Annotated in this window: 18 protein-coding genes and 1 pseudogene; 5 read left to right on the top strand and 14 right to left on the bottom strand. The window is 67.5% G+C overall.

Annotated elements, in window-relative coordinates:
- Positions 1 to 192 precede the first annotated feature (192 nt).
- Together ggt and ACWPWO_RS04040 are read right to left on the bottom strand one after the other, a co-directional pair.
- On the bottom strand, positions 193 to 1,938 hold the full coding sequence (ggt, locus tag ACWPWO_RS04045) for a gamma-glutamyltransferase (RefSeq protein ID WP_454004596.1): 1,746 nt from the start codon (positions 1,936 to 1,938) through the stop codon (positions 193 to 195).
- On the bottom strand, positions 1,935 to 2,816 hold the full coding sequence (locus tag ACWPWO_RS04040; RefSeq protein WP_454004594.1) for a LysR substrate-binding domain-containing protein: 882 nt from the start codon (positions 2,814 to 2,816) through the stop codon (positions 1,935 to 1,937). The genes ggt and ACWPWO_RS04040 overlap by 4 nt, the downstream gene beginning before the upstream one ends.
- A 136-nt stretch (positions 2,817 to 2,952) precedes the next feature.
- Here ACWPWO_RS04040 and ACWPWO_RS04035 point away from each other — a divergent pair, with 136 nt between their 5' ends.
- A complete protein-coding gene (locus ACWPWO_RS04035; protein ID WP_454004592.1) occupies positions 2,953 to 4,659 on the top strand; it encodes a thiamine pyrophosphate-binding protein in 1,707 nt (568 codons plus the stop codon).
- Between the two features lie 17 nt (positions 4,660 to 4,676).
- Positions 4,677 to 5,870 carry an acyl-CoA dehydrogenase gene (locus ACWPWO_RS04030; RefSeq protein WP_454004590.1) on the top strand — a complete coding sequence of 398 codons (1,194 nt, stop codon included), beginning with the start codon at positions 4,677 to 4,679 and terminating at the stop codon, positions 5,868 to 5,870.
- Positions 5,871 to 5,941: 71 nt separating this feature from the next.
- Here the strand turns inward: ACWPWO_RS04030 and ACWPWO_RS04025 are convergent, their stop codons facing one another.
- Entirely contained in the window at positions 5,942 to 6,388 is a 447-nt protein-coding gene (locus tag ACWPWO_RS04025) for a MaoC family dehydratase (protein ID WP_394064314.1), read from the bottom strand.
- A 200-nt stretch (positions 6,389 to 6,588) separates the two neighbouring features.
- Here ACWPWO_RS04025 and ACWPWO_RS04020 point away from each other — a divergent pair, with 200 nt between their 5' ends.
- Entirely contained in the window at positions 6,589 to 7,404 is an 816-nt protein-coding gene (locus ACWPWO_RS04020; RefSeq protein ID WP_454004588.1) for an alpha/beta fold hydrolase, read from the top strand.
- A gap of 6 nt (positions 7,405 to 7,410) precedes the next feature.
- Here the strand turns inward: ACWPWO_RS04020 and ACWPWO_RS04015 are convergent, their stop codons facing one another.
- From ACWPWO_RS04015 to ACWPWO_RS03980, 8 genes and pseudogenes are all read right to left on the bottom strand, one after another.
- Complete coding sequence (locus ACWPWO_RS04015; protein WP_454004586.1) at positions 7,411 to 8,436, bottom strand: L-threonylcarbamoyladenylate synthase; 1,026 nt, start codon at positions 8,434 to 8,436, stop codon at positions 7,411 to 7,413.
- The gene (locus tag ACWPWO_RS04010) at positions 8,429 to 9,613 is read right to left on the bottom strand and encodes a 5-(carboxyamino)imidazole ribonucleotide synthase (protein WP_454004584.1); all 1,185 of its coding nucleotides are present in this window, start codon (positions 9,611 to 9,613) and stop codon (positions 8,429 to 8,431) included. The genes ACWPWO_RS04015 and ACWPWO_RS04010 overlap by 8 nt, the downstream gene beginning before the upstream one ends.
- Positions 9,614 to 9,626: 13 nt before the next feature.
- Positions 9,627 to 10,151 (bottom strand): 5-(carboxyamino)imidazole ribonucleotide mutase, encoded by a 525-nt coding sequence (gene purE / locus ACWPWO_RS04005; protein WP_394064306.1) that lies wholly within the window; start codon positions 10,149 to 10,151, stop codon positions 9,627 to 9,629.
- 77 nt (positions 10,152 to 10,228) lie between these two features.
- Positions 10,229 to 11,110, bottom strand: a complete 882-nt coding sequence (locus ACWPWO_RS04000) for a phosphoribosylaminoimidazolesuccinocarboxamide synthase (RefSeq protein ID WP_454004582.1) — start codon at positions 11,108 to 11,110, stop codon at positions 10,229 to 10,231.
- Positions 11,111 to 11,247: 137 nt separating this feature from the next.
- Positions 11,248 to 12,312, bottom strand: coding sequence for a class II fructose-bisphosphate aldolase (gene fba / locus ACWPWO_RS03995; RefSeq protein WP_394064302.1), 1,065 nt, complete (start codon positions 12,310 to 12,312; stop codon positions 11,248 to 11,250).
- A gap of 80 nt (positions 12,313 to 12,392) precedes the next feature.
- Positions 12,393 to 12,965 carry a molybdopterin adenylyltransferase gene (gene mog / locus ACWPWO_RS03990; protein WP_454006265.1) on the bottom strand — a complete coding sequence of 191 codons (573 nt, stop codon included), beginning with the start codon at positions 12,963 to 12,965 and terminating at the stop codon, positions 12,393 to 12,395.
- Between the two features lie 136 nt (positions 12,966 to 13,101).
- Positions 13,102 to 13,861: pseudogene (locus ACWPWO_RS03985) on the bottom strand (SDR family oxidoreductase).
- A gap of 102 nt (positions 13,862 to 13,963) precedes the next feature.
- On the bottom strand, positions 13,964 to 15,406 hold the full coding sequence (locus tag ACWPWO_RS03980) for an aldehyde dehydrogenase family protein (protein WP_454004579.1): 1,443 nt from the start codon (positions 15,404 to 15,406) through the stop codon (positions 13,964 to 13,966).
- Between the two features lie 77 nt (positions 15,407 to 15,483).
- Here ACWPWO_RS03980 and ACWPWO_RS03975 point away from each other — a divergent pair, with 77 nt between their 5' ends.
- Entirely contained in the window at positions 15,484 to 16,326 is an 843-nt protein-coding gene (locus ACWPWO_RS03975) for an NAD-dependent epimerase/dehydratase family protein (protein WP_454004577.1), read from the top strand.
- Positions 16,327 to 16,549: 223 nt separating this feature from the next.
- Here the strand turns inward: ACWPWO_RS03975 and ACWPWO_RS03970 are convergent, their stop codons facing one another.
- From ACWPWO_RS03970 to tkt, 3 genes are all read right to left on the bottom strand, one after another.
- Positions 16,550 to 17,740: a phosphoglycerate kinase gene (locus ACWPWO_RS03970; protein ID WP_454004575.1), complete on the bottom strand. Its 1,191-nt coding sequence runs from the start codon at positions 17,738 to 17,740 to the stop codon at positions 16,550 to 16,552.
- Between the two features lie 64 nt (positions 17,741 to 17,804).
- On the bottom strand, positions 17,805 to 18,818 hold the full coding sequence (gene gap, locus ACWPWO_RS03965; RefSeq protein WP_454004573.1) for a type I glyceraldehyde-3-phosphate dehydrogenase: 1,014 nt from the start codon (positions 18,816 to 18,818) through the stop codon (positions 17,805 to 17,807).
- A 14-nt stretch (positions 18,819 to 18,832) separates the two neighbouring features.
- Positions 18,833 to 20,878 (bottom strand): transketolase, encoded by a 2,046-nt coding sequence (gene tkt / locus ACWPWO_RS03960; protein WP_454004572.1) that lies wholly within the window; start codon positions 20,876 to 20,878, stop codon positions 18,833 to 18,835.
- 173 nt (positions 20,879 to 21,051) lie between these two features.
- Between tkt and ACWPWO_RS03955 the strand changes: the two genes are divergently transcribed.
- Complete coding sequence (locus tag ACWPWO_RS03955; RefSeq protein WP_454004570.1) at positions 21,052 to 21,780, top strand: 16S rRNA (uracil(1498)-N(3))-methyltransferase; 729 nt, start codon at positions 21,052 to 21,054, stop codon at positions 21,778 to 21,780.
- The last annotated feature ends 24 nt before the right edge of the window (positions 21,781 to 21,804 follow it).

Genomic DNA, 21,804 nt, shown 5'->3' with positions numbered 1-21,804 from the left:
CGCGAGTTCACGCCCCGCCCGCCACCAGGCTCGTCAAGGGAACCGGCGCATGGCGCCGGCGACTGCCCAGCCTGCAGGCCCTGACACACACTGACCAATCGCACAGTCTGACACCGACCCTTCCAGCGCCAGCCCCCGGACTCGACGCATGTTCCGAACACAAAGTCCGACACCTGCCCTGGCGAAGCGCCATCACCGCCCCAGCGCCAGCCCTTCCCTGCGCGGGTCCACCCCCGCCTCCAATCCATTCGGCGTCCAGCGGATCACGTGGGTGCCGCTGGGAAAAGGCTGTTCGCGCACCTCGTGCCCCATGGCCCGCAAGGCCTGGGCCTGGGCGGTCACGGCCGTGCCGGCCTCCAGTTCCGTGGCCCGGTTGCGGCTGCCATAGTGCGGCAGGCCGACGGCCTGCTGGGCGTCCAAGTTCCACATCAACATGCCGGTCAGGGTCTGCGCCACGTACGAAATGATGGCGCTGCCGCCTGGCGAACCCAGGGCAATGACGGGGCGGTCGTTCTCCAGCACCATCATCGGTGCCATCGAACTGCGCGGGCGCTTGCCCGGCTCGACGCGGTTCACGGACAGGCGGCCGGCTTCATCCCTGGGGCTGAGCGCAAAATCGGTCAGCTGGTTGTTCAGCAGGAAACCGCGCACCATGATCTTGCTCCCGAAAGCCGACTCCACCGACGTGGTCATGGACACCACCTGCCCCTGAGCATCGGCCACGGACAGATGCGTGGTGGACGGCAGTTCAAGCGTGCTGTCTCCCGCCGGCTGCCGCCCGGCCAGCGGCTGGCCGGGCGGCGCATGGCCCAGGGAGCGGTCGGGGCGGATCAAGGCGGCGCGCGCCTTCAGGTAGTCGGGCGCCAGCATGGCCTGCTGCGGCCCGGCCACGAAGGCCGGATCCGCCACCCAGGCGTCGCGATCGGCAAAGGCCAGGCGTCCCGCCTCGGCAAAGTAATGGATGGCCTGGGCCGATTGCGGCTCCAGCGAGGCGATGGGCGTGTGCTGCAGAATGCCCAGCATCTGCATGACCGTCAGCGGGCCGGAACTGGGCGGCGCCATGCCGCACAGGGCCCAGCGCTGCCAATCCATGCACGGCGGCTCGCGGCGCAGAGCGCGGTAATCGCGCAGGTCCGCCTCCGACAAATCGCCGGGAATGGGATCGGCGGCCACCGCCGCCGCCATGTCGCGCGCCAGTTCGCCCGTATAGAAGGCGTCCGCGCCCTGCTGCGCCAGCACCTTCAGGACCTGGGCGTAGGCCGGATTGCGCAGGCGATGCCCCACCGGCCAGGGCCGGCCCTGCTCATCCAGGAAATAGGCGCGCGCGGCCGGCTTGTCCGCCAGCCCGGGATTGTCGGCGATCAAGGCATGCAGACGGGGACTGACTTCGAAGCCCTGTTCCGCCAGATCGATGGCCGGCCTGAACAGGCTGGCCCAGGGCAGCCTGCCGCCGTCCTGGTGCATCAGCTCCAGGGCGCGCATGAGGCCCGGCACGCCCACGGAGCGTCCGCTGTTGACGGCTTGCTTGAAGGACATGGTCTTGCCGTCCAGTTCGAAACGGTCCAGCGGACTGGCGGCGGGAGCCGTCTCCCGCCCGTCGTAGCTGAGCAGGCCCTTGTCCGGCCGGAACAGCAGCAGGAAGCCGCCTCCGCCCAGGCCGGACGACTGCGGTTCGACCAGCCCCAGCACCAGCTGGCTGGCAATGGCGGCATCCACGGCGCTGCCGCCCTGATCCAGCATGCTCAGACCCGCGCGCGTGGCCAGCGGATGCGCGGTGACCACCATGCTCGCGGCGCTGCTCACCTTCTCGCGCTGCACGCTGGCCGTCGCCGCCTCGGGGTTCAGATCGGGCGCGGCGGGCTCTCGTCCCTGCGCCAGGCCCGTGAGGGCCAGTGTCAGGGCGCCGGCGGCCAAGCCTCGCATCCAGGCATGCTTCATGACGTCTCCTTGTCGTAGTGGGCCAGCCATTGCTCCAGCAGCAGGACGGCCTCTCCCGGGCCGTCGGCCGTCGGGTAGCTGAAAAAATAAGCTTCGCTGACCGGCATGGCGTGCCGCACCGGCATGACCAGCTCGCCGGCCGCCAGGGCGTCCTCGACCAGAAAACGCGGCATCAGGGCCGCGCCCATGTCGGCCTGCAAGGCAGCCAGGATCAGCGTGAACAATTCATACCGCGGACCGGCGCTGACGCGCAAGCCCGGCTCCAGGCCCGCCGAGCGATACCAGTCCAGCCAGCTGTCCGGCCGGGTGGACATGTGCAGATGCACCAGCTCCTGCAAAGGCGCGCGGGCCGCCAGGCGCGGCGTGCAGACCGGAACCAGCTCGCCCTCGTCGAACAGGCGTATGCCCTGGGTCTGGGGCCACAGCTCCCGGCCGTGGTAGATGGCCGCGTCAAAAGGATGGTCGCCGAACTGGAACGGCGCCGTACGTACCGACAGGCTGACGGTGATGTCCGGATGCCGCCGGTTGAAGGCCGCCAGGCGCGGCATGAGCCATACCGTGGACAAGGTCGGCAGCACCGCCAGGTGCACGCTGCGCCCCACGCCCGCGCGGGCTATCAGGCTGAAGGTGTCCTTGCCTATCTGTTCCAGGTGGTGGCGTATGCGCGCCGCGTAGTCGCGTCCGGCCGGCGTCAGGACCAGCCGCCGGCGCACGCGCGTGAGCAACTGCACGCCCAGGCGCTGCTCCAGGCCGCTGACCTGGCGATACACCGCGCTGTGCGTCAGGGACAGCTCCTCGGCCGCCCTTGAAAAAGACCCCAGCCGGGCTGTGGCCTCGAAGGCCTGCAAGGCCCCCAGGCTGGGTATGCCGTGTCTCATGGAAATCCCCCTGGGCCGGGCCCGCGCCCGCCCGTAGCATGATGGAGCAGCCGCGGCGGCTCGTTACGCCAGCACACGACAATGTGCAATTTTATCAATTGCCCTGTGCGCTTTACGCACACTATCCTGGGACATTATGACGACATCCGACTCTTCCGTTCGCTCGCCACGTCTGGGTGGCCATCTCCTGGTCGATCAATTGCGCCTGCACGGCGCGGATCATGTCTTCTGCGTGCCCGGCGAGAGCTACCTTGCCGTGCTGGACGGACTGGTTGACTCGGGCATGCAGGTCACCGTCTGCCGCCAGGAAGGCGGGGCGGCCATGATGGCCGACGCCTACGGCAAACTCACGGGCCGGCCCGGCATCTGCATGGTCACCCGCGGCCCAGGCGCTTCCAACGCCATGGCCGGCGTGCACATCGCCTCCCAGGACTCCACGCCCATGATCCTGCTGGTGGGCCAGGTGGAGCGCGGCATGCTGGAGCGCGAGGCGTTCCAGGAAATGGACTACAAGGCCGTCTTCGGCACCCAGGCCAAATGGGTGGCGCAGATCGACCAGGTCGAACGCATCCCCGAGATGATGGCGCGCGCCTTCCATGTCGCCGCCAGCGGCCGCCCCGGCCCGGTCGTGCTGGCCCTGCCGGAGGATATGCTGACCGATTCGACGGATGCGCCCGATGCGCGTCCCATGACCCCGCTGGGCATCCATCCTTCTCCGGAGCAGCTCCAGGCCATGCGCCAGATGCTGGACAAAGCCAGGCAGCCGGTATTCATCCTGGGCGGCGGCGCCTGGGACGAAGAGGCCGTGCTGAGCCTGGAGCGGATTGCCGGCCGGCACGCCGCCGCCGTATGCGTGGAGTTCCGCCGGCAGATGCTGTTCTCCACGCGCCACGACTGCTTCATCGGCGACCTGGGCCTGGGCGCCAACCCGGACCTGCTTGACTATCTGCGCCAGGCCGACCTGATCGTGCTGCTGGGCGGACGCCTGCCCGAAGTGCCCAGCCAGTCCTACACCCTGCTGGGCATTCCCCAGGCCGGCACGCCCCTGATCCATGTCCATCCGGACAGCGCCGAGCTGAACCGCGTCTATCAGGCCGACCTGGCCATCAACAGCACGCCGCGCGACTTCGTCCGGGCGCTGGCCCAGGACCCGCCCGCGCCGCGCCAAGCCGGTCCCGCCCTGCAGGCCATGCGCCAAAGCTACCTGCGCTGGAGCGACCCGAGCGGGATCCGCGTGCCCGGCGCCCTGCAGATGGGCCGGATCATGGCGCACCTGGCCGACACGCTGCCCGCGCACGCCATCCTGTGCAACGGCGCCGGCAACTCCGCCACCTGGGTGCACCGTTTCCATCCCTTCCAGCGCTACGGCACGCAGCTTGCGCCCACGTCCGGCAGCATGGGCTATGGCCTGCCCGCCGCCGTGGCCGCCAAGCGCCTGCAGCCCGACACGCCCGTGCTGTGCTTCGCCGGCGACGGCTGCTTCATGATGCACGGCCAGGAGTTCGCCACGGCCGTGCAGTACGGGCTGCCCATCGTGGTCATCGTGATCGACAATGGCATGTACGGCACCATACGCATGCACCAGGAGCGCCAGTATCCCGGACGCGAAAGCGCCACGGCGCTGCGCAATCCCGATTTCGCGGCCCTGGCGCAGGCTTATGGCGGCTGGGGCGAGACCGTGCTGGACAGCGAAGAGTTCCCGGCCGCCCTGGAGCGCGCCCAGGCCAGCGGCCTGCCCGCCCTGATCCACTGCCTGCTCGACCCGCAGGCCATTTCTCCCTCCACGACGCTGGACGCCATCCGCACCCGCGCGGAGCAAGCGCGCCGCTCGGACAGTCTTTGATTTTCCGGAGTACCTCGATGTCTTCCTCTCCTTCTTTCCACTGGGACGATCCCCTGCTGCTGAACCAGCAGCTCAGCGACGAAGAGCGCATGGTGCGCGACGCCGCCCAGGCCTACGCGCAGGACAAGCTGCAGCCGCGGGTGCTGGAGGCCTTCCGACACGAACGCACCGACCCCGCCATCTTCGCCGAAATGGGCGAGCTGGGCCTGCTGGGCGCGACCATCCCCGAGGCCTATGGCGGCGCCGGGCTGAACTACGTCAGCTACGGCCTGATCGCCCGCGAGGTGGAGCGCGTGGACTCCGGCTACCGCTCCATGATGAGCGTGCAGTCCTCCCTGGTCATGGTGCCCATCTTTGAATTCGGCAGCGAAGAACAGAAGCGCAAGTACCTGCCCAAGCTGGCCAGCGGCCAATGGATAGGCTGCTTCGGCCTGACCGAGCCCAACCATGGCTCGGACCCCGGCGCCATGGAGACGCGCGCCGTGAAGGTGGACGGCGGCTACCGCCTGAGCGGCAGCAAGATGTGGATCACCAACTCGCCCATCGCCGACGTGCTGGTGGTCTGGGCCAAGGTCGTGGGCGGCGAGGACGACGGCAAGATACGCGGCTTCATCCTGGACAAAGGCATGGCGGGCCTTTCCACCCCCCCCCATTCCGGCAAGGTGGGCCCGCGCGCCTCCCTGACCGGGGGAATCGTCATGGACGGCGTCGAGGTCGAGGACAAGCGCATGCTGCCCGGCGTCAGCGGCCTGCGCGGCCCCTTCACCTGCCTGAACTCGGCCCGCTACGGCATCGCCTGGGGCGCGCTGGGCGCCGCCGAGTTCTGCTGGCACACGGCGCGCCAGTACACGCTGGACCGCAAGCAGTTCGGCCGCCCCCTGGCCGCCAACCAGCTCATCCAGAAAAAACTGGCCGACATGCAGACCGAGATCACCCTGGCCCTGCAGGGCTGCCTGCGCCTGGGCCGCATGAAGGACGAAGGCACGGCGGCCACGGAAATCACCTCCATCATGAAGCGCAACTCCTGCGGCAAGGCGCTGGAGATCGCCCGCCTGGCGCGCGACATGCTGGGCGGCAACGGCATCTCCGACGAATTCGGCGTGGCCCGCCACCTGGTGAACCTGGAAGTGGTCAACACCTACGAAGGCACCCACGACGTGCACGCCCTGATCCTGGGACGGGCGCAGACGGGGATTCAGGCTTTCTTCTGAGTTTTTTCCGTGCAGGGACAAAAGCAAAAAGCGCTCCCTGCGGAGCGCTTTTTTATAACCGGTTGCAACTGTCAGCCCGCAGACTGCTTCAGATCGAACATGCTGGTGGCTTCGACCTCCAGCACTTGCTGGTCGTTCTGGTTGAAGACGCTCCAGGACCAGCGCACGATGCCCAGGTCGTCGCGGCTGGAGGAGACGCGCTTGGAGGCGACCGTGGCTTCCAGGCGGATGGAATCGCCGGGGCGCACGGGCAGCAGCCAGCGCAGGCGCTCCAGGCCGGGGGAGCCGAAGGATTCGGAGTCATGCAGCGCGGCGTCCACCGCCATGCGCATGGTCTTGCTGCAGGTCAGCCAGCCGCTGCCGATCAGGCCGTTCCAGTGTCCGTGCTCGGCCCGTGCCTCGTCCACGTGGAACCACTGCGGATCGTACTGCCGCGCGAACTCCAGCATTTCTTCCCGCGTGACGGGAACGAGCGGGTGATGGATCACCATTCCCACTTCGAATTCGTCGAATTTCATGTTGTGACGCAACAAAAAGATGTTCAGGCCGCCAGTGTACCAAGACTGCATGGTTTTGCAGCGCAGCAAGGACCATGCCTGAAATGTCCGCTCCGGGCACATCTGCGGACCGCGGCGAGCGCCCGGGCGCAATCTGTGGCATAAAGACTATTTTTCCAGATCATGCCGGCCCGTTGCGGCCGCCTACGCACAATCCGTTTATGAGCAGCCTGGACACATCCCTACAATTTGCTTCCCTGACCCAGGGCGGTCAAGCCATACGCCTGGAATACCAGTGGATACGCCCCGAGCGGCGCGAAGCGCCGCTGCTGGTGTTCCTGCACGAAGGCCTGGGCTCCATCGCCATGTGGAAGGACTGGCCCGCGCAGCTGTGCGAGCAGACCGGATGCAGCGGCCTGATGTACTCGCGCTACGGCTATGGCCGCAGCGCCCCGCGCAACGAGCACGGCCCCAAGCCCCTGGACTACCTGCATGAACAAGCGCTGGAAGTCCTGCCCCAATTGCTGGAGCAGTTGGGCGAAGACGGCCGCAGGCCCATCATGCTGGTGGGCCACAGCGACGGCGGCTCCATTGCGCTGCTGGCCGCCAGCGGCTTTGGCGACCGGCTGCAGGGCATCGTGGTGATGGCGCCGCACCTTTTCGTGGAAGACATTTCGCTGCGCGGCATCCTGGTGGCCCGCGAGGCCTACGAACAGGGATTCCTGCGCGAGCGCCTGGCCCGCTATCACGACGATGTGGAGTCGGCTTTCTGGGGCTGGAACCGCACCTGGACCGAACCGTCCTTCCGCGCCTGGAACATCGAAGAAGAAGTCAGCCGGATCCCCTGCCCCATCCTGGCCATACAGGGCGTGGACGACGAATACGGCACGCTGGAGCAGATACGCCGCATCCGCGAACTGGTGCCGCACACCGAACTGCTGGAACTGGAGCAATGCGGCCATCTGCCCTACCGGGACCAGACGGCCATCGTCAACCAGGCCATCCAGGATTTTCTGGAAAAAACCCGGCGAACCTGATTGCGCCTACTCGAAGGCGGCGGCGGCTCGGCCCAGGCGGTCGTTCACCGCCCGCCATTCGGGCGTATCCGGACAGCGCTGCACCCAGATGTGCTCGTACTGGCCCTGGTCCAGGCGACGCAGCATGGCGTACAGGTCCTGTGCGTAGGCCTGCGGCTCGGGCGAGCATACATGCCAGTCGTGCCGGTCCGCCGCAAAAGGCGGCAAGGCGGCGAAAGCCACCACGGCGTGCCGCCCGCCCTGGGACAGCACGGCCTTGAGCGCGGGCACGGACTGCTCGTCGAACAACGACAGCGGCGTGCGCGGCGCATAGTGCGCCTTGAGGCTGCCCGAGACCTGCGGCGCCTGCGCGTCGGGGCCGGCAGGTTCGTAGCCGATGACCTGCGCGATCATGGCGGCCGTGATGTGGCCGGGACGCAGCAGCACGGCTCCCAGGCCCTGCCGGGTTCGCGACACATCCACGATGGTCGACTCGATACCCACCTCCGAAGGACCGGCTTCCAGGATCAGCAGCTCGTCGGCGGACAGGTCGGAGAACTCGTCGCGCACGTGGCTGGCGGCCGTGGGCGAAACCTGGCCGAACTTGTTGGCCGACGGCGCGGCCACGCCCGCCTGCCCGCTGGGCCTGAGCGCCGCCATGCGCTGCAGCAGGGCCTGGGCCACGGGATGCGAGGGGCAGCGCAGGCCTATGGTGGCCTGGCCGCCGCTGACCGTGTCCGGAATGCGCGGGTTGCGCGGCAGGATCAGCGTCAGCGGCCCCGGCCAGAAGGCGGCGATCAGTTGCTGCGCCAGGGGCGGCAGCTCGGACGCCCAGTAAAGCAGGTCGGCCTGCGGCGCCACGTGCACGATCAGGGGATGGTCGGACGGACGCCCCTTGGCGCGGTAGATGCGCCGCACCGCATCGGGATTCTCGGCGTCGGCGCCCAGGCCATAGACGGTTTCGGTGGGAAAGGCCACCAGCCCGCCTTGCGCCAGGCGCTCGGCGGCCCGTTGGATGTCCTGGTCGGAAGGATGAAGGACGGCGTCAGTCATGATCGAAGGCGATGCGCAAGGCGGCGGCGGCCTGGGCGGCGCGCTGGCGGACCTGCGCGTCGGACTCGCCCACCACATTGACGTGACCCATCTTGCGGCCCTGGCGCGCCTGCGCCTTGCCGTACAGGTGCAGGGACACGCCGGGAATGGCCAGCAGGCCGGCCCAATCCGGCTCGCGATGCGCACCCTGCTCGTCGAACCAGATGTCGCCCAGGATGTTCAGCATGATGGACGGACACAGAGCCTGGGTGCTGCCCAGCGGCAGGGCCGCCATGACGCGCGCCTGCTGTTCGAACTGGCTGCTGACGCAGGCGTTCATGGTGTAGTGGCCGCTGTTGTGCGGGCGCGGCGCCACTTCGTTGGCCAGCAGGCGGCCGTCCTTCAGGATGAAGAACTCCACGCACAGCACGCCGTAGTAGTCCAGCGTGCGGGCGATGGCCGCCGCGGCCGAGCGGGCCTGCTCGGACAAGGCGTCGTCCTGGAACTGGTCGCTGACGGTGGACACGGCCAGGATGCCGTCGCGATGTTCATTGCGGGCGCAGGGAAAGGTCTGGACCTGCCCGTCCAGGCCGCGCGCCAGGACCACGGAGATCTCCGACTCCAGCGGCTGCAGGGCTTCCAGCACGCAAGGCTTGGAGCCGAATTCGGCAAAGGCCGCCAGGGCCTCGTCGAGGTTGGCGACGCGAGCCTGGCCCTTGCCGTCATAGCCGAAGCGCGCCGTCTTGAGAATGCCGGGGAACAGGCCGGCGTCGGCCGCCTGCAGGTCGGCTGCGCTTTCGATGGCGGCATAGGGCGCCACCGGCACGCCGGCCTGGACGATGAAGGCCTTCTCGCGGATGCGGTCCTGCACGATCCCAACGGCATGCCCCGACGGGGTGACGCGGGTATGGCGGGCCAGGGTCAGCAGCGATTCGGCGGGCACGTTCTCGAATTCGGTGCTGACGGCCTGGCACAGCTCGCCCAGGCGGGCCAGCGCCTCGGCATCGTCGTAGGGCGCGCACACACGCAGGTCCGCCACGGCGCCGGCCGGGCTGGCCGTGTCCGGGTCCAGCACCGCCACCTTGTAGCCCAGGCACTGGGCGGAGTGGCAGAACATGCGGCCCAGTTGGCCGCCCCCTATCATGCCCAGCCAGGAGCCGGGAACCAGTAGGGCAGCGTCGGTAGTCGGGATAGTCATAACAGGACGGTAATCAGGCAGAAACGGGTGGGACGACCATGGCGCGGGCCGCCTCGGTCTGGCGGGCGCGGAAGGCGATCAGTTTTTCAGTCAGTTCGACATCGTTGACCGCCAGGTTGGCGATGACGTGCAAGGCGGCATTGGCGGCGCCGGCTTCGCCGATGGCGAAGGTGGCCACGGGCACGCCCTTGGGCATCTGCACGATGGACAGCAGGGAGTCTTCGCCGCGCAGATAGCGCGAGGGCACGGGCACGCCGAACACGGGCAGATGCGTCAGCGCGGCCAGCATGCCGGGCAGGTGGGCCGCTCCGCCGGCCCCGGCGATGACGGCCTTCAGGCCGCGCGCGGGCGCCTGGGCGCCGTACTCCACCATGTCGATGGGCATGCGGTGCGCGGACACCACGCGGCATTCGTAGGGCACGCCGAACTCATCCAGCACGGCCACCGCCTGTTTCATGACTTCCCAGTCGCTGGAGGAGCCCATGACGATGCCCACCACGGGAGAGGGACCGGTCGAAGAAGATGCGCTTGCGCTCATAAGAAATGCACCAATTCAGAAAAGGACGAAGGCGCCAGCCCTGCAGCGGCGCCTTGCTGAAGGACGGGAAAGCAGGATCAGGCCGTCAGGCGATCCAGGGCTTCGCGGTACTTGGCGGCCGTGCGTCGCGCCACTTCCTCGGGCAGGCGCGGCGCGGGCGGCGTCTTGTCCCAGACCTGGGTTTCCAGCCAGTCGCGCACGAACTGCTTGTCGTAGGACGGCGGGCTGATGCCTTCGGCATAGCTGTCGGCAGGCCAGAAACGGGAGGAGTCGGGCGTCAGCGCCTCGTCCATCAGGTGCAGCCGGCCCTGCTCATCCAGGCCGAACTCGAACTTGGTGTCGGCGATGATGATGCCGCGGTTGGCGGCGTAGTCGGCGGCCTCGGTGTACAGGCGCAGGGTCACGTCGCGGATCTGCTCGGCCAGTTCGCGGCCCACTTCCTTGACTACGTAGTCGAAGTCGACGTTCTCGTCGTGCGCGCCGAACTCGGCCTTGGCGGCGGGCGTGAACAGGACTTCGGGCAGCTTGGCGGCCTGTTTGAGACCGGCGGGCAAGGTGATTCCGCACAGCGTGCCGGTGGCCTGGTAGTCCTTCCAGCCGGAGCCGATCAGGTAGCCGCGGGCCACGGCTTCGACCAGCACGGGCTTCAGGCGCTTGACCACTACGGAGCGGCCGGCGACCTGCTCGCGTTCGCTGGGGGCCACCACGTCGGCCGGGTCGATGCCGGTGGAATGGTTGGGGATGATGTGCGCAAGCTTGTTCAGCCAGAATTCGGTCATCCGGGTCAGAACGGCGCCCTTGCCGGGAATGGGGTCATCCAGAATCACATCGAACGCCGAGATGCGGTCGCTCGCCACGATCAACAACTTATCATCACCCACGGCGTACATGTCCCGGACCTTGCCGCGCGCGATCAGCGGCAGGGACTTCAGGCTGGATTGATGTAAGGGCTCTTGCACGATTTCATCCTTGAAACGAAAACATCCCGCTGGCCGGAGAAGCTGGCGGGACGACAGTCCCGGCGCCGCGGGCGCCGGGGGTAAAGACGGGACGGGGGCAGACGGCGAGGACGCGCATGCCCGGGTCCGTCAGACGGTTACTGAACGATCTGGGCCAGCTGGCCGGAGGCGTACTGGCGAGCGATCTCGTCCAGCGGAATGGCCTTGATCTTGGAGGCGTTGCCGGCCGTGCCGAACTGCTGGTAGCGGGCGATGCACACCTTCTTGGCGGCTTCGCGGGCGGGCTTGAGGTATTCGCGCGGGTCGAACTTCTCGGGATTCTCGAACATGAAGCGGCGGATGGCGGCCGTCATGGCCAGGCGGATGTCCGTGTCGATGTTGACCTTGCGCACGCCATACTTGATGGCTTCCTGGATTTCCTCCACGGGCACGCCATAGGTTTCCTTCATGTTGCCGCCGAACTGGCGGATCTCGGCCAGCAGTTCCTGGGGAACGCTGGAGCTGCCGTGCATCACCAGGTGGGTGTTGGGCAGGCGGCGGTGGATTTCCTTGACGCGCTCGATGGACAGGATGTCGCCGGTGGGCTTGCGGGTGAACTTGTAGGCGCCGTGGCTGGTGCCGATGGCGATCGCCAGGGCGTCCAGCTGGGTGCGCTTGACGAAGTCGGCGGCCTGCTCGGGATCGGTCAGCAGTTGGTCCAGGGTCAGGGTGCCGTCGGCGCCGTGTCCGTCTTCCTTGTCGCCCTGCATGGTTTCCAGCGAGCCCAGGCAGCCCAGTTCGCCTTCCACGGTCACGCCCAGCTTGTGGGCCATGTCCACCACTTTGCGGGTGACGTCCACGTTGTATTCGTAGTCGGCGATGGTCTTGCCGTCGGGCAGCAGCGAGCCGTCCATCATGACGCTGGAAAAGCCCAGGGCGATGGCGCCCTGGCAGACGTCGGGCGACTGGCCGTGGTCCTGGTGCATGACCACGGGGATGTGCGGGTAGGCTTCGACGGCGGCTTCGATCAGGTGGCGCAGGAAGGCTTCGCCGGCGTATTTGCGGGCGCCGGCCGAGGCCTGCATGATGACGGGGCTGTCCGTCTCCGACGCTGCTTCCATGATGGCCTGGACCTGCTCCAGGTTGTTGACGTTGAACGCTGGAATACCATAACCGTGCTCGGCTGCGTGATCGAGCAGCTGGCGCATGGAAACTAGGGCCATGAGAAGACCTCCTGAAGACGAAATTGATTGAAAACGTGGCTACGCATTTTAATTGCGAACCCGATTGTGTGCTTGACGGTTCAAGGGCCTGGCCGGCGCGCCGACTTGGGTCGGAACGCCTGGACCACCTCGTCGCGGGTTTGCGCGTAAGGTCCGCCGATGAGATCGATGCAATAAGGCACGGCCGCGAAGATGCCGGGAACCAGCACCCGTCCGGACTCCGGATCACGCAGTCCTTCCAGGGTCTCCTGGATGGCCTTGGGCTGCCCCGGCAGGTTGATGATCAGGGCGGCGTGGTCCTGGATTTCACGGATGACCGCGACTTGTCGCGACAAAATCGCTGTTGGTACGAATTTTAAACTGATTTGCCGCATCTGTTCACCGAAACCGGGCATTTCGCGCGTGCCGGCGTCCAGTGTGGCCTCCGGAGTCACGTCGCGCCGCGCGGGCCCCGTTCCCCCGGTGGTCAGAATCAGGTCGCAGCCGGCTTCGACCAGGTCTATCAGCGTGCCGGTGATCAAGGGGCGCTCGTCGGGAATCAGGCGCTCTTCATAGAGCGGGGTCACCGTCAGGGCCGAATCCAGCCAGCGGCGCAGCGCAGGGATGCCCTCGTCCTGGTACTGGCCGCTGGACGCCCGGTCGGACACCGACACCAGGCCGATGATGAGCTGGGCGGCATGGGGGGCGCTGGGACTGCAGGTGTAAAGACATGTTTTTCCTTGCAACAGAATGAGCGCAGGCCCCTGGCGAGGCCTGCCGACAAGCGCATTGTAGCGGGAGGACGACGCCTCAGATGCAGCGGCCGCCGTCGACCTCGATGCAGGCGCCGGTGATGAAGTCCGCTTCGTCCGAAGCCAGATAGAGCGCCGCGGAGGCCTGCGTCGCGCGGCGTCGAGAAACGCCCCAGCGGAATGCCGGCAAGAAAGCGGGCGCGGTTCTCGGGCGTGTCGGGCATGCCCATGAATTCCTCCAGCAAGCCCGTATCGCCGATCACCGGGTTGACGCAATTGACCCGTATCCGGTCGGGACCAAGCTCGGCCGCCATGCCCTTGCTGATGGTCACCACCGCGCCCTTGGTGCCGTTGTACCAGACCAGGCCGGGGCGCGGGCGCAGCGCGGCCGTCGAGGCGATGTTGACGAAGGCGCCGCCGCCCTGCGCCCGGAAATACGGCACGAAGTGGCGCGCCGTCCAGTAGATGCTCTTGACGTTCACGGCATAGACATGATCAAACTCGCTTTCACTAACCTCCAGCAGCGGCTTGTTGCGATGCGTGGTGCCCGCGTTGTTGACCACCACGTGCAGTCCGCCGCACTCGCGCAGCGCGATGTCCAGCAAGGCCTCGACCTCGTCGCCGTGCGAGACGTTGCAGGGTGCGAACATGGCCTGTCCGCCCTGCGCCTGGATGTGGGCGGCGGCGGCCTGCCCTTTCTCGGCGTTCAGATCGGCGATCAGCACGCGCGCGCCTTCGCGGGCGAAGCATTGCGCAATCCCAAAGCCGAACCCCGATGCGCCACCGGTCACGATGGCCACCTTGTCTTGCAAACGCATGGTTGTCTCCTTGCTGTCAGATGAATGGGCGGCCCGCGGGCCGCCCCTGGTTCGCCCCCGAAGGCGCCGGAGCGCCCGCAAAGGCTGTGGGCCGCAGCGCTCTCAGGCGCCGTCGTGCCGCACCGCCACGGGCTTGAGGCTGGTCAGGGCGGACAAGGCTTCCAAGCCTTTCCCGCGCCCGAGGCCGGACTGGCCGGAACCGCCGTAAGGCAGCTCCACGCCGCCGCCGGCGCCATAATTGTTGATGAAAACCTGGCCGGCGCGCAGGCGCCGCGCCAGCCGTATCTGCCGCGCGCCGTCGCGCGTCCACACGCCGGCCACCAGGCTGTAGGGCGTGCCGTTGGCCAGGGCGACGGCTTCGTCCTCGGTGCCGAAAGGCTGCGCCACCAGCACCGGGCCGAAGATTTCCTCCTGCGCCAGCCGGTGCTGGGCCGGGACGTGGTCCAGCAGCACGGGCACCTGGTAGAAACCGCCCTTGGGGGCCTGGGAGTCGAGCTTGCCCTGGGCGACCACGGCGATGCCGTCCTCCTCCAGCCCGTCCAGATAGGAGCGCACCCGCTCCAGCTGCCGGGCGCTGATCAGCGGCCCGCAGTCCAGGTTGTCGGACGCCGCGCCGGTCAACAGCCCCTTGAAGGCCTGAGCCAGCCGGTCCAGGAAATCGCCATAGACAGCCCGCTGGATCAGCACGCGGCTGCCGGCCGAACAGGTCTGGCCGGCGTTCTGCACGATGGCGTTGACCACCACGGGCAGCGCGGCGTCCAGATCGGCGGCGGAGAGCACCAGCTGGGGGGACTTGCCGCCCAGCTCCAGGGTGACGGGCACGAAATTCTGCGCGGCCAGCAAGGCCACCAGCCGCCCGGTGGAGGGGGAGCCCGTGAAGGAAATGTGATTGATGCCCGGATGGGACGCCAGCGCCTGCCCCGCCTCCGCGCCCAGGCCAGTGCAGATGTTGAGCACGCCGGCCGGCAGCCCGGCCTCGTTGAGCAGCTCGGCCACGCGCAGCAGGGACAGGCTGGCGTCCTCGGCCGGCTTGACCACGCAGGTATTGCCCGCCGCCAGCGAGGCGGCCACGCTGCGCCCGAAGATCTGCAAGGGATAGTTCCAGGGAATGATGTGCGCCGTCACGCCCAAAGGCTCGCGCAGGGTGAAGGCCGTCATGTCCGGCCCCAGGGGGATGGTCTGGCCGTGCAGCTTGTCCACCGCGCCGGCGTAGAACTCGAAATAGCGCGCGATGGCGGCGGCATCGGCCTGGGCCTGGCGCAGGGGCTTGCCGGTGTCGCGCGACTCCAGCCTGGCCAGCTCCTCGCGGGCGTCGGTCAGCATGCGCGCGCAGCGCAGCAGCAACTGGCTGCGCTGGGCGGCGCCCAGGCCTCGCCAATGGGCCTGGCTGGCGCGCTGGGCCGCCTTGACCGCCCAGTCCACGTCCACTTCCGAGGACTGGGCCAGGCGGGCGAAAACCTCGCCGGTGGAAGGATCCGTCACCGGCAGCAGCGCGCCGCTTTCCGCGCCCAGATATTGCCCGTCAATCCAATTGCGACACTCCATGACTGCCTCCGATGCTATCGTTATACCAGCCGACATGAGCTCTGCTCGACAACCATTCTACTCAAGGACATGCCGCTGTGGACCCACGAGACTGTACTTTGCTGCTGGCCGGAGCCGGAGACCTGGGCCGGCGCACCGGCCTGCTGGCCCTGCGAGAGGAATGGCAGGTCATGGGACTGCGTCGCCACCCGCCCGCCGACGACTCGACCGGCATCGAATGGGTGGCCGCCGACCTGGGCGAACCCGCCACCCTGCGCCTGAAGCACCGCGCGATCACGCACGTGCTGTATGCGGTCTCGCCCGATCAGCGCAGCCAGGCCGCCTACGAACGCGTCTTTCTGCAAGGCCTGGAAAATCTGCTGAATGAACTGGATTTGCGCGCGCTCAAACGCCTGGTGTTCGTGTCCTCCACGGCGGTCTATGGGACGGCCTCGGACTGGCTGGATGAAAACTCCCCCACCCTGCCCACCCATTTCAACGGCCAGGTCCTACTGCGGGCCGAACAGATGCTGCAGCACCTGATACCCGCCCAGGCCGTGGTGCTGCGCCCTTCGGGCCTGTACGGCCCTGGCCGCACCCAGCTGCTGGACCGCCTGCGCCAGGGCCGCGCCACGGTGCCCGACGACCCGAACCAATGGGCCAACCGCTTCCACATCGAAGACGCGGCCCGCGCCTGCCTGCACCTGTTGCGCATCCCGGCGCCCTTCCCCTGCTACATCGGCACGGACAGCCGCCCCTACCGGATCACCGAACTGTACGACGGCCTGGCGGACCTGCTGCAGGTTGCCCGCCCCGCGCGCGTGCCCGCCGGCGAGGGCGGCAAGCGCCTGAGCAATCAGCGCCTGCTGGACAGCGGCTTCGAGCTGAACTGGCCCGACGCCCTGAACGGCTATGCCCAGTTGATCCGCGACGGGGAGTGATGGGCGAAGCCACGGCCGCCAGACAACTTCATGAGCGATGAGCCCGGCGGTATCGCCGGTGAATAGCTGAGTCCATTCAGACCGATAGCGCTCGAGGACACGGAAACCTCCGACCCGCCTGGCGTTAAAAAAGCCAGTCAGCACAAGACTGACTGGCTTTCATGCCTGCATTTGAAAACGCCGCGCCGCCCCGTAAATCCGGATGACGCGGTCGTCTTGAAAATCAGGCGCGGTCTTCCAGGGCCGCCACGGCGGGCAGGCGCTTGCCTTCCAGGAACTCCAGGAAAGCGCCGCCGCCGGTGGAGATGTAGCCTACCTGATCGCCGATGCCGAACTGGGCGATGGCGGCCAGGGTGTCGCCGCCGCCGGCGATCGAGAAGGCCGACGAGGAGGCGATGGCGCGCGACAGGGTTTCGGTGCCCTGCGCGAAGGCGGGAAACTCGAACACGCCCAGCGGTCCGTTCCACACCACGGTGCCGGCCTTGGCGATGATGTCCGCGATCTGGCCGGCCGTCTGCGGACCCACATCCAGAATCATGTCATCGTCCAGGACCTGATCGGCCGACTTGGTCTGCGCGGGCGCATCCGCGGCAAAGGACTTGGCGCATACCACGTCCACCGGGATGGGCACTTCGGCGCCGCGCTCTTTCATGATGCGGATCACTTCGCGCGCCTCGTCCAACTGGCTTTCCTCGACCAGGGACTTGCCCACGGGCAGGCCGCTGGCCAGCATGAAGGTATTGGCGATGCCGCCGCCCACCACCAGCTGGTCCACCTTGGCGGCCAGGGCGCGCAGGATGGACAGCTTGGTGGAGACCTTGGCGCCGCCCACGATGGCCACCAGGGGGCGGGCAGGTTCGTGCAGGGCGCGGCTCAGGGCTTTCAGTTCGGCTTCCAGCAGCGGACCGGCACAGGCTACGGGCGCGAAGCGGGCGATGCCTTCCGTGGTCGCTTCGGCGCGATGCGCGGTGCCGAAGGCGTCATTCACGTAGACATCGCACAGGGCGGCCATCTTGCGGGCCAGTTCAGGATTGTTTTTCTTTTCGCCGACGTTGCAGCGGCAGTTCTCCAGCAGCACGACCTGGCCGGGCGAGACCTGCACGCCGTCGAGCCAGTCGCGGCGCAGTTCCACCGGCATGCCCAGCAGCTCGGACAGGCGCTGGGCCACGGGAGCCAGGGAGTCGGCTTCCGTGAATTCGCCTTCCTTGGGGCGGCCCAGATGGGAGGTGACCATGACGGCCGCACCGGCGTCCAGCGCCATGCGGATGGCCGGCACGGACGCGCGCACGCGCGTGTCCTCGGTGATGCGCCCGTCCTGCAGCGGCACGTTCAGGTCGGAGCGAATGAATACCCGTTTTCCGCGCAGCGCATCGCTGTCGGCCAGCGCAGACAAAGTCTTGATGGTAGTAGACATGATTTTTTGTTGTGGGAATTAACGTGACAAGGGCGGGATGACCCGCCCTTGCCGGTCTGCCGGCTTACTTGGCCGACATCAGTGCAACCGTGCTGTCCAGCATGCGAATGGAGAAGGCCCATTCGTTGTCGTACCAGGCGGCGACCTTGACCATATTGCCGCCGGTGACCTTGGTCAGCAGGGAGTCCACGGTACTGGAGGCCGTGGTGTGGTTGAAGTCGATAGACACCAGGGGCTCGGTGCAGTAGTCCAGGATGCCCTTCATGTAGCCTTCGGAAGCGCTCTTGAGGATGCCGTTGACTTCTTCGACCGTGGTGTTGCGGCTGGCCACGAAAGTCAGGTCCACCATGGAGACGTTGATGGTGGGCACGCGCACGGCATAGCCGTCCAGCTTGCCGTTCAGCTCGGGCAGCACCAGGCCCACGGCCGCGGCGGCGCCGGTCTTGGTGGGGATCATGCTGCTGGTGGCGGAGCGGGCGCGGCGCATGTCCTTGTGGCGCACGTCGGTCAGCACCTGGTCGTTGGTGTAGGCGTGGATGGTGGTCATCAGGCCGCTGACCACGCCCAGTTCCTTGTGCAGGGGAGCGACCAGGGGAGCCAGGCAGTTGGTCGTGCAGGAGGCGTTGGAGATGACGGTGTCCGTGCTCTTGAGGATGTCGTGGTTCACGCCATAGACGATGGTGGCGTCCACGTCCTTGCCGCCGGGCGCGGAAATGATGACCTTCTTGGCGCCGGCCTTGATGTGGTCACTGGCTTTTTCCTTGGAGGTGAAGGCGCCGGTGCATTCCAGCACCACGTCCACGTCCAGTTCGGCCCAGGGCAGGGTCAGCGCATCGCGCTGGCTCAGCAGGCGGATGCGGTCGCCGTTGACCACCAGGTGATCGCCGTCCAGCTTGACGTCGGCGTTGAAGCGGCCGTGCACCGAGTCGTAGCGAGTCAGGTGTTCGTTGATCTCGGCACCGCCCGAGGCGTTGATGGCCACGATCTCGATGTCGTGCTTCTTGCCGTACTCGTAATGGGCACGCAGGACCATGCGGCCGATGCGACCATAACCATTGATTGCGACGCGAATCGTCATTTCAGGGACTCCAATTACAGAATTCGTTGTACCGCCGCGGCGACATTGTCCGCCGTCAGGCCGAAATGCTTGAACAGGACGCCGGCGGGGGCGGACTCGCCGTAGGTGTCGATACCCACGACGGCGCCTTCCAGGCCTACGTACTTGAACCAGAGCCCGGTCGTGCCGGCCTCGACGGCCACGCGCGGCAGGCCGGGCGTGAGCACGCGGTCGCGCCATTGGGCGTCCTGGGCATCGAACAGGTTGGTGCCGGGCATCGACACCACGCGGGTCGCGATGCCTTGCGCGGCCAGCTGCTCCTGGGCCTGCAGCGCCAGGGCCACTTCGGAGCCGGTCGCCATGATGATGGCGCGGGCGCCTTCGGCATCGCGCAGCACGTAGCCGCCGCGACGGATGTCCTGAATGGTCTGGGCGTCGCGGGCCACGAAAGGCAGGTTCTGGCGCGACAGCAGCAGCGCGCTGGGGCCGCCGTCACGCACGTCCATGCCGATGCTGGCCGGACGCTCCACGGCGCAGGCCCAGGCCACGGCGGTTTCCGTGGTGTCGCAGGGACGCCAGACGTGCAGGTTGGGGATCAGGCGCAGGCTGTTGGCATGCTCGATGGACTGGTGGGTGGGACCGTCTTCGCCCAGGCCGATGGAATCGTGGGTGAACACGTGCACCACGCGCTGCTTCATCAGGGCGGCCATGCGGATGGCGTTGCGCGAATAATCGGAGAAGGTCAGGAAGGTGCCGCCGAACGGCAGGTAGCCGCCGTGCAAGGCCAGGCCGTTCATGATGGCGGCCATGCCGAACTCGCGCACGCCGTAGTTGATGTGGCGGCCGAAGTGCACGCCGTCTTCGTGGGCGCGCACGGCCTGGACGCCCTTCCAGTCGGTGAAGTTGGAGCCGGTCAGGTCGGCCGAGCCGCCCAGCATCTCGGGCAGCAGCTCCACCAGCGCGGCGATGGCGAATTGCGAAGCCTTGCGGGAAGCCACGGTTTCGGCCTTTTCGGCGGTGGCGGCGATGAACTCCTGCACCTTGGCGGCGAAGCCCTCGGGCAGCTCGCCCTTCAGGCGGCGCTCCAGTTCGGCGGCCAGCTCGGGGTGGGCCTGGCGGTAGGCGTCGAAACGCGACTGCCAGCCGGCCTGCAGGGCGGCGCCCTTCTCGCGGCCGTCCCAGGCCTGGTAGATATCCTGAGGAATTTCGAAGGGACCATGGTTCCAGCCCAGCGCGGCGCGCGTGGCGGCGATTTCATCGGCGCCCAGCGGAGCGCCGTGCACTTTCTCGGAGCCTGCGGCATTGGGCGCGCCCTTGCCGATGACGGTGCGGCAGCAGATCAGGGTGGGGCCGGCGCCTTCGGAGGCGTTGCGCCGGGCCTGCTCGATGGCGGCCTCGATGGAGGCCGCGTCGTGGCCGTCCACGGCGCGGATCACGTTCCAGCCGTAGCTTTCGAAGCGCGCGGGCGTGTCGTCGCCGAACCAGTTCTTCACCTGGCCGTCGATGGAGATGCCGTTGTCATCGTAGAACACGATCAGCTTGGAGAGCTTCAGGGTCCCGGCCAGGGAGCAGGCTTCGTGGGACACGCCTTCCATCAGGCAGCCGTCGCCGGCAAACACCCAGGTCAGGTGGTCCACGATGTCGTGGCCTTCGCGGTTGAACTCGCGCGCCAGCAGGGCTTCGGCCAGGGCGAAGCCCACGGCGTTGCCCAGGCCCTGGCCCAAAGGCCCGGTGGTGGTCTCGACGCCGGCCGTGATGCCCACTTCGGGGTGGCCTGGCGTGCGCGAATGCATCTGGCGGAAATTGCGCAGTTCCTCGATGGACAGGTCGTAGCCCGTCAGGTGCAGCAAGGCATAGATCAGCATGGAACCGTGGCCGTTTGACAACACAAAGCGGTCGCGATCAAACCAGGCAGGGTCCGAGGGGTTGTGTTTCAGGTGCCTGGACCACAGAACCTGGGCGATATCGGCCATGCCCATGGGCGCACCGGGGTGACCGGAATTCGCTTGTTGCACGGCATCCATAGACAAGGCGCGGATGGCGTTGGCTAGGGTTTTATCAGAGGCTGACGCAAGATCCATTAGAAGCTCGTTGGGGCGCGGGCAGCAGCGGGTCCGGCGTTGCGGACGGCCCACGGCCGGGATTAGTTTATAAAGCGCGCTATTTTAGCATTGCTGGCGCTAAACCGCCGCGACACGCTGCCGCCGGGGTACGGTATGCTTGTGCCGTTTTTTGTGTTCCTTGGTGTCCGGATATGGCCGCTCCCCGTTTCTATCATCCCCTTCCCCTGGAGTCCGGCGCTCATGTCGCCCTGCCCGAGGCGCTGGCTCATCACGCCATCCGCGTGCTGCGCCTCGCCAACGGCGCCGACATCGTGCTGCTCGACGGCCGGGGCGCCCAGTACCCGGCCTCGCTGCGCATAGAAGGCAAGAAGGGCTATGCCTTCCTGGGCCAGGCCCAGGCCCCGGCCACCGAGCTGGCTGGCCGCATCACCGTGCTGCAGGGCATCGCCTCGGGCGACAAGATGGACTGGATCATCGAGAAGGCGGTGGAGATCGGCGTCTGCCATTTCGTACCCGTCCGCGCCAGGCGCAGCGTCCTGCAGCTCAATGCCGAGCGCCAGGCCAAGCGCCTGGCGCACTGGCAGCGCGTGATCGAATCGGCCAGCGAACAGTGCGGACGCAACCGCCTGATGACGCTGTCCGAACCCCTGACCCTGGCGGACTATTTCCGCCAGCCCCGGACCGGCCTGCACCTGTTCTGCGATCCCGACGCGCCGCAGACGCTGGCGCAGGCCATTTCACCGGACCAGCAGGACATCGTGATCCTGATCGGCCCCGAAGGCGGCTGGGCGGACGAGGAACAAGAGGCCGCGCTGCGCGCGCAGGCCCAGGCCATCCGCTTCGGCCGGCGGGTGCTGCGCACCGAGACTGCCGCCCTGGCCCTGGGCGCGGCCATCAGCGCGCTGCAGGGCTGGGAATGAAAAGGGCCCCCACGCCGCGCAGGC

It is taken from the genome of Alcaligenes sp. Marseille-Q7550 (assembly GCF_965112015.1).
Note: the sequence above shows the minus strand (reverse complement) of the source record. Positions and strands in the feature narration are given on the sequence as shown.

Coding starts and splice junctions, on each gene's coding strand:
- ACWPWO_RS04015 (WP_454004586.1), bottom strand. CDS start 8,436: ATGACTGACGCCGTCCTTCATCCTTCCGACCAGGACATCCAACGGGCC.
- tkt (WP_454004572.1), bottom strand. CDS start 20,878: ATGGATCTTGCGTCAGCCTCTGATAAAACCCTAGCCAACGCCATCCGC.
- ACWPWO_RS03980 (WP_454004579.1), bottom strand. CDS start 15,406: ATGGAGTGTCGCAATTGGATTGACGGGCAATATCTGGGCGCGGAAAGC.
- ACWPWO_RS03955 (WP_454004570.1), top strand. CDS start 21,052: ATGGCCGCTCCCCGTTTCTATCATCCCCTTCCCCTGGAGTCCGGCGCT.
- gap (WP_454004573.1), bottom strand. CDS start 18,818: ATGACGATTCGCGTCGCAATCAATGGTTATGGTCGCATCGGCCGCATG.
- fba (WP_394064302.1), bottom strand. CDS start 12,312: ATGGCCCTAGTTTCCATGCGCCAGCTGCTCGATCACGCAGCCGAGCAC.
- ACWPWO_RS04040 (WP_454004594.1), bottom strand. CDS start 2,816: ATGAGACACGGCATACCCAGCCTGGGGGCCTTGCAGGCCTTCGAGGCC.
- ggt (WP_454004596.1), bottom strand. CDS start 1,938: ATGAAGCATGCCTGGATGCGAGGCTTGGCCGCCGGCGCCCTGACACTG.
- ACWPWO_RS04020 (WP_454004588.1), top strand. CDS start 6,589: ATGAGCAGCCTGGACACATCCCTACAATTTGCTTCCCTGACCCAGGGC.
- ACWPWO_RS04030 (WP_454004590.1), top strand. CDS start 4,677: ATGTCTTCCTCTCCTTCTTTCCACTGGGACGATCCCCTGCTGCTGAAC.
- ACWPWO_RS03970 (WP_454004575.1), bottom strand. CDS start 17,740: ATGTCTACTACCATCAAGACTTTGTCTGCGCTGGCCGACAGCGATGCG.
- ACWPWO_RS04035 (WP_454004592.1), top strand. CDS start 2,953: ATGACGACATCCGACTCTTCCGTTCGCTCGCCACGTCTGGGTGGCCAT.
- ACWPWO_RS04010 (WP_454004584.1), bottom strand. CDS start 9,613: ATGACTATCCCGACTACCGACGCTGCCCTACTGGTTCCCGGCTCCTGG.
- ACWPWO_RS04025 (WP_394064314.1), bottom strand. CDS start 6,388: ATGAAATTCGACGAATTCGAAGTGGGAATGGTGATCCATCACCCGCTC.
- purE (WP_394064306.1), bottom strand. CDS start 10,151: ATGAGCGCAAGCGCATCTTCTTCGACCGGTCCCTCTCCCGTGGTGGGC.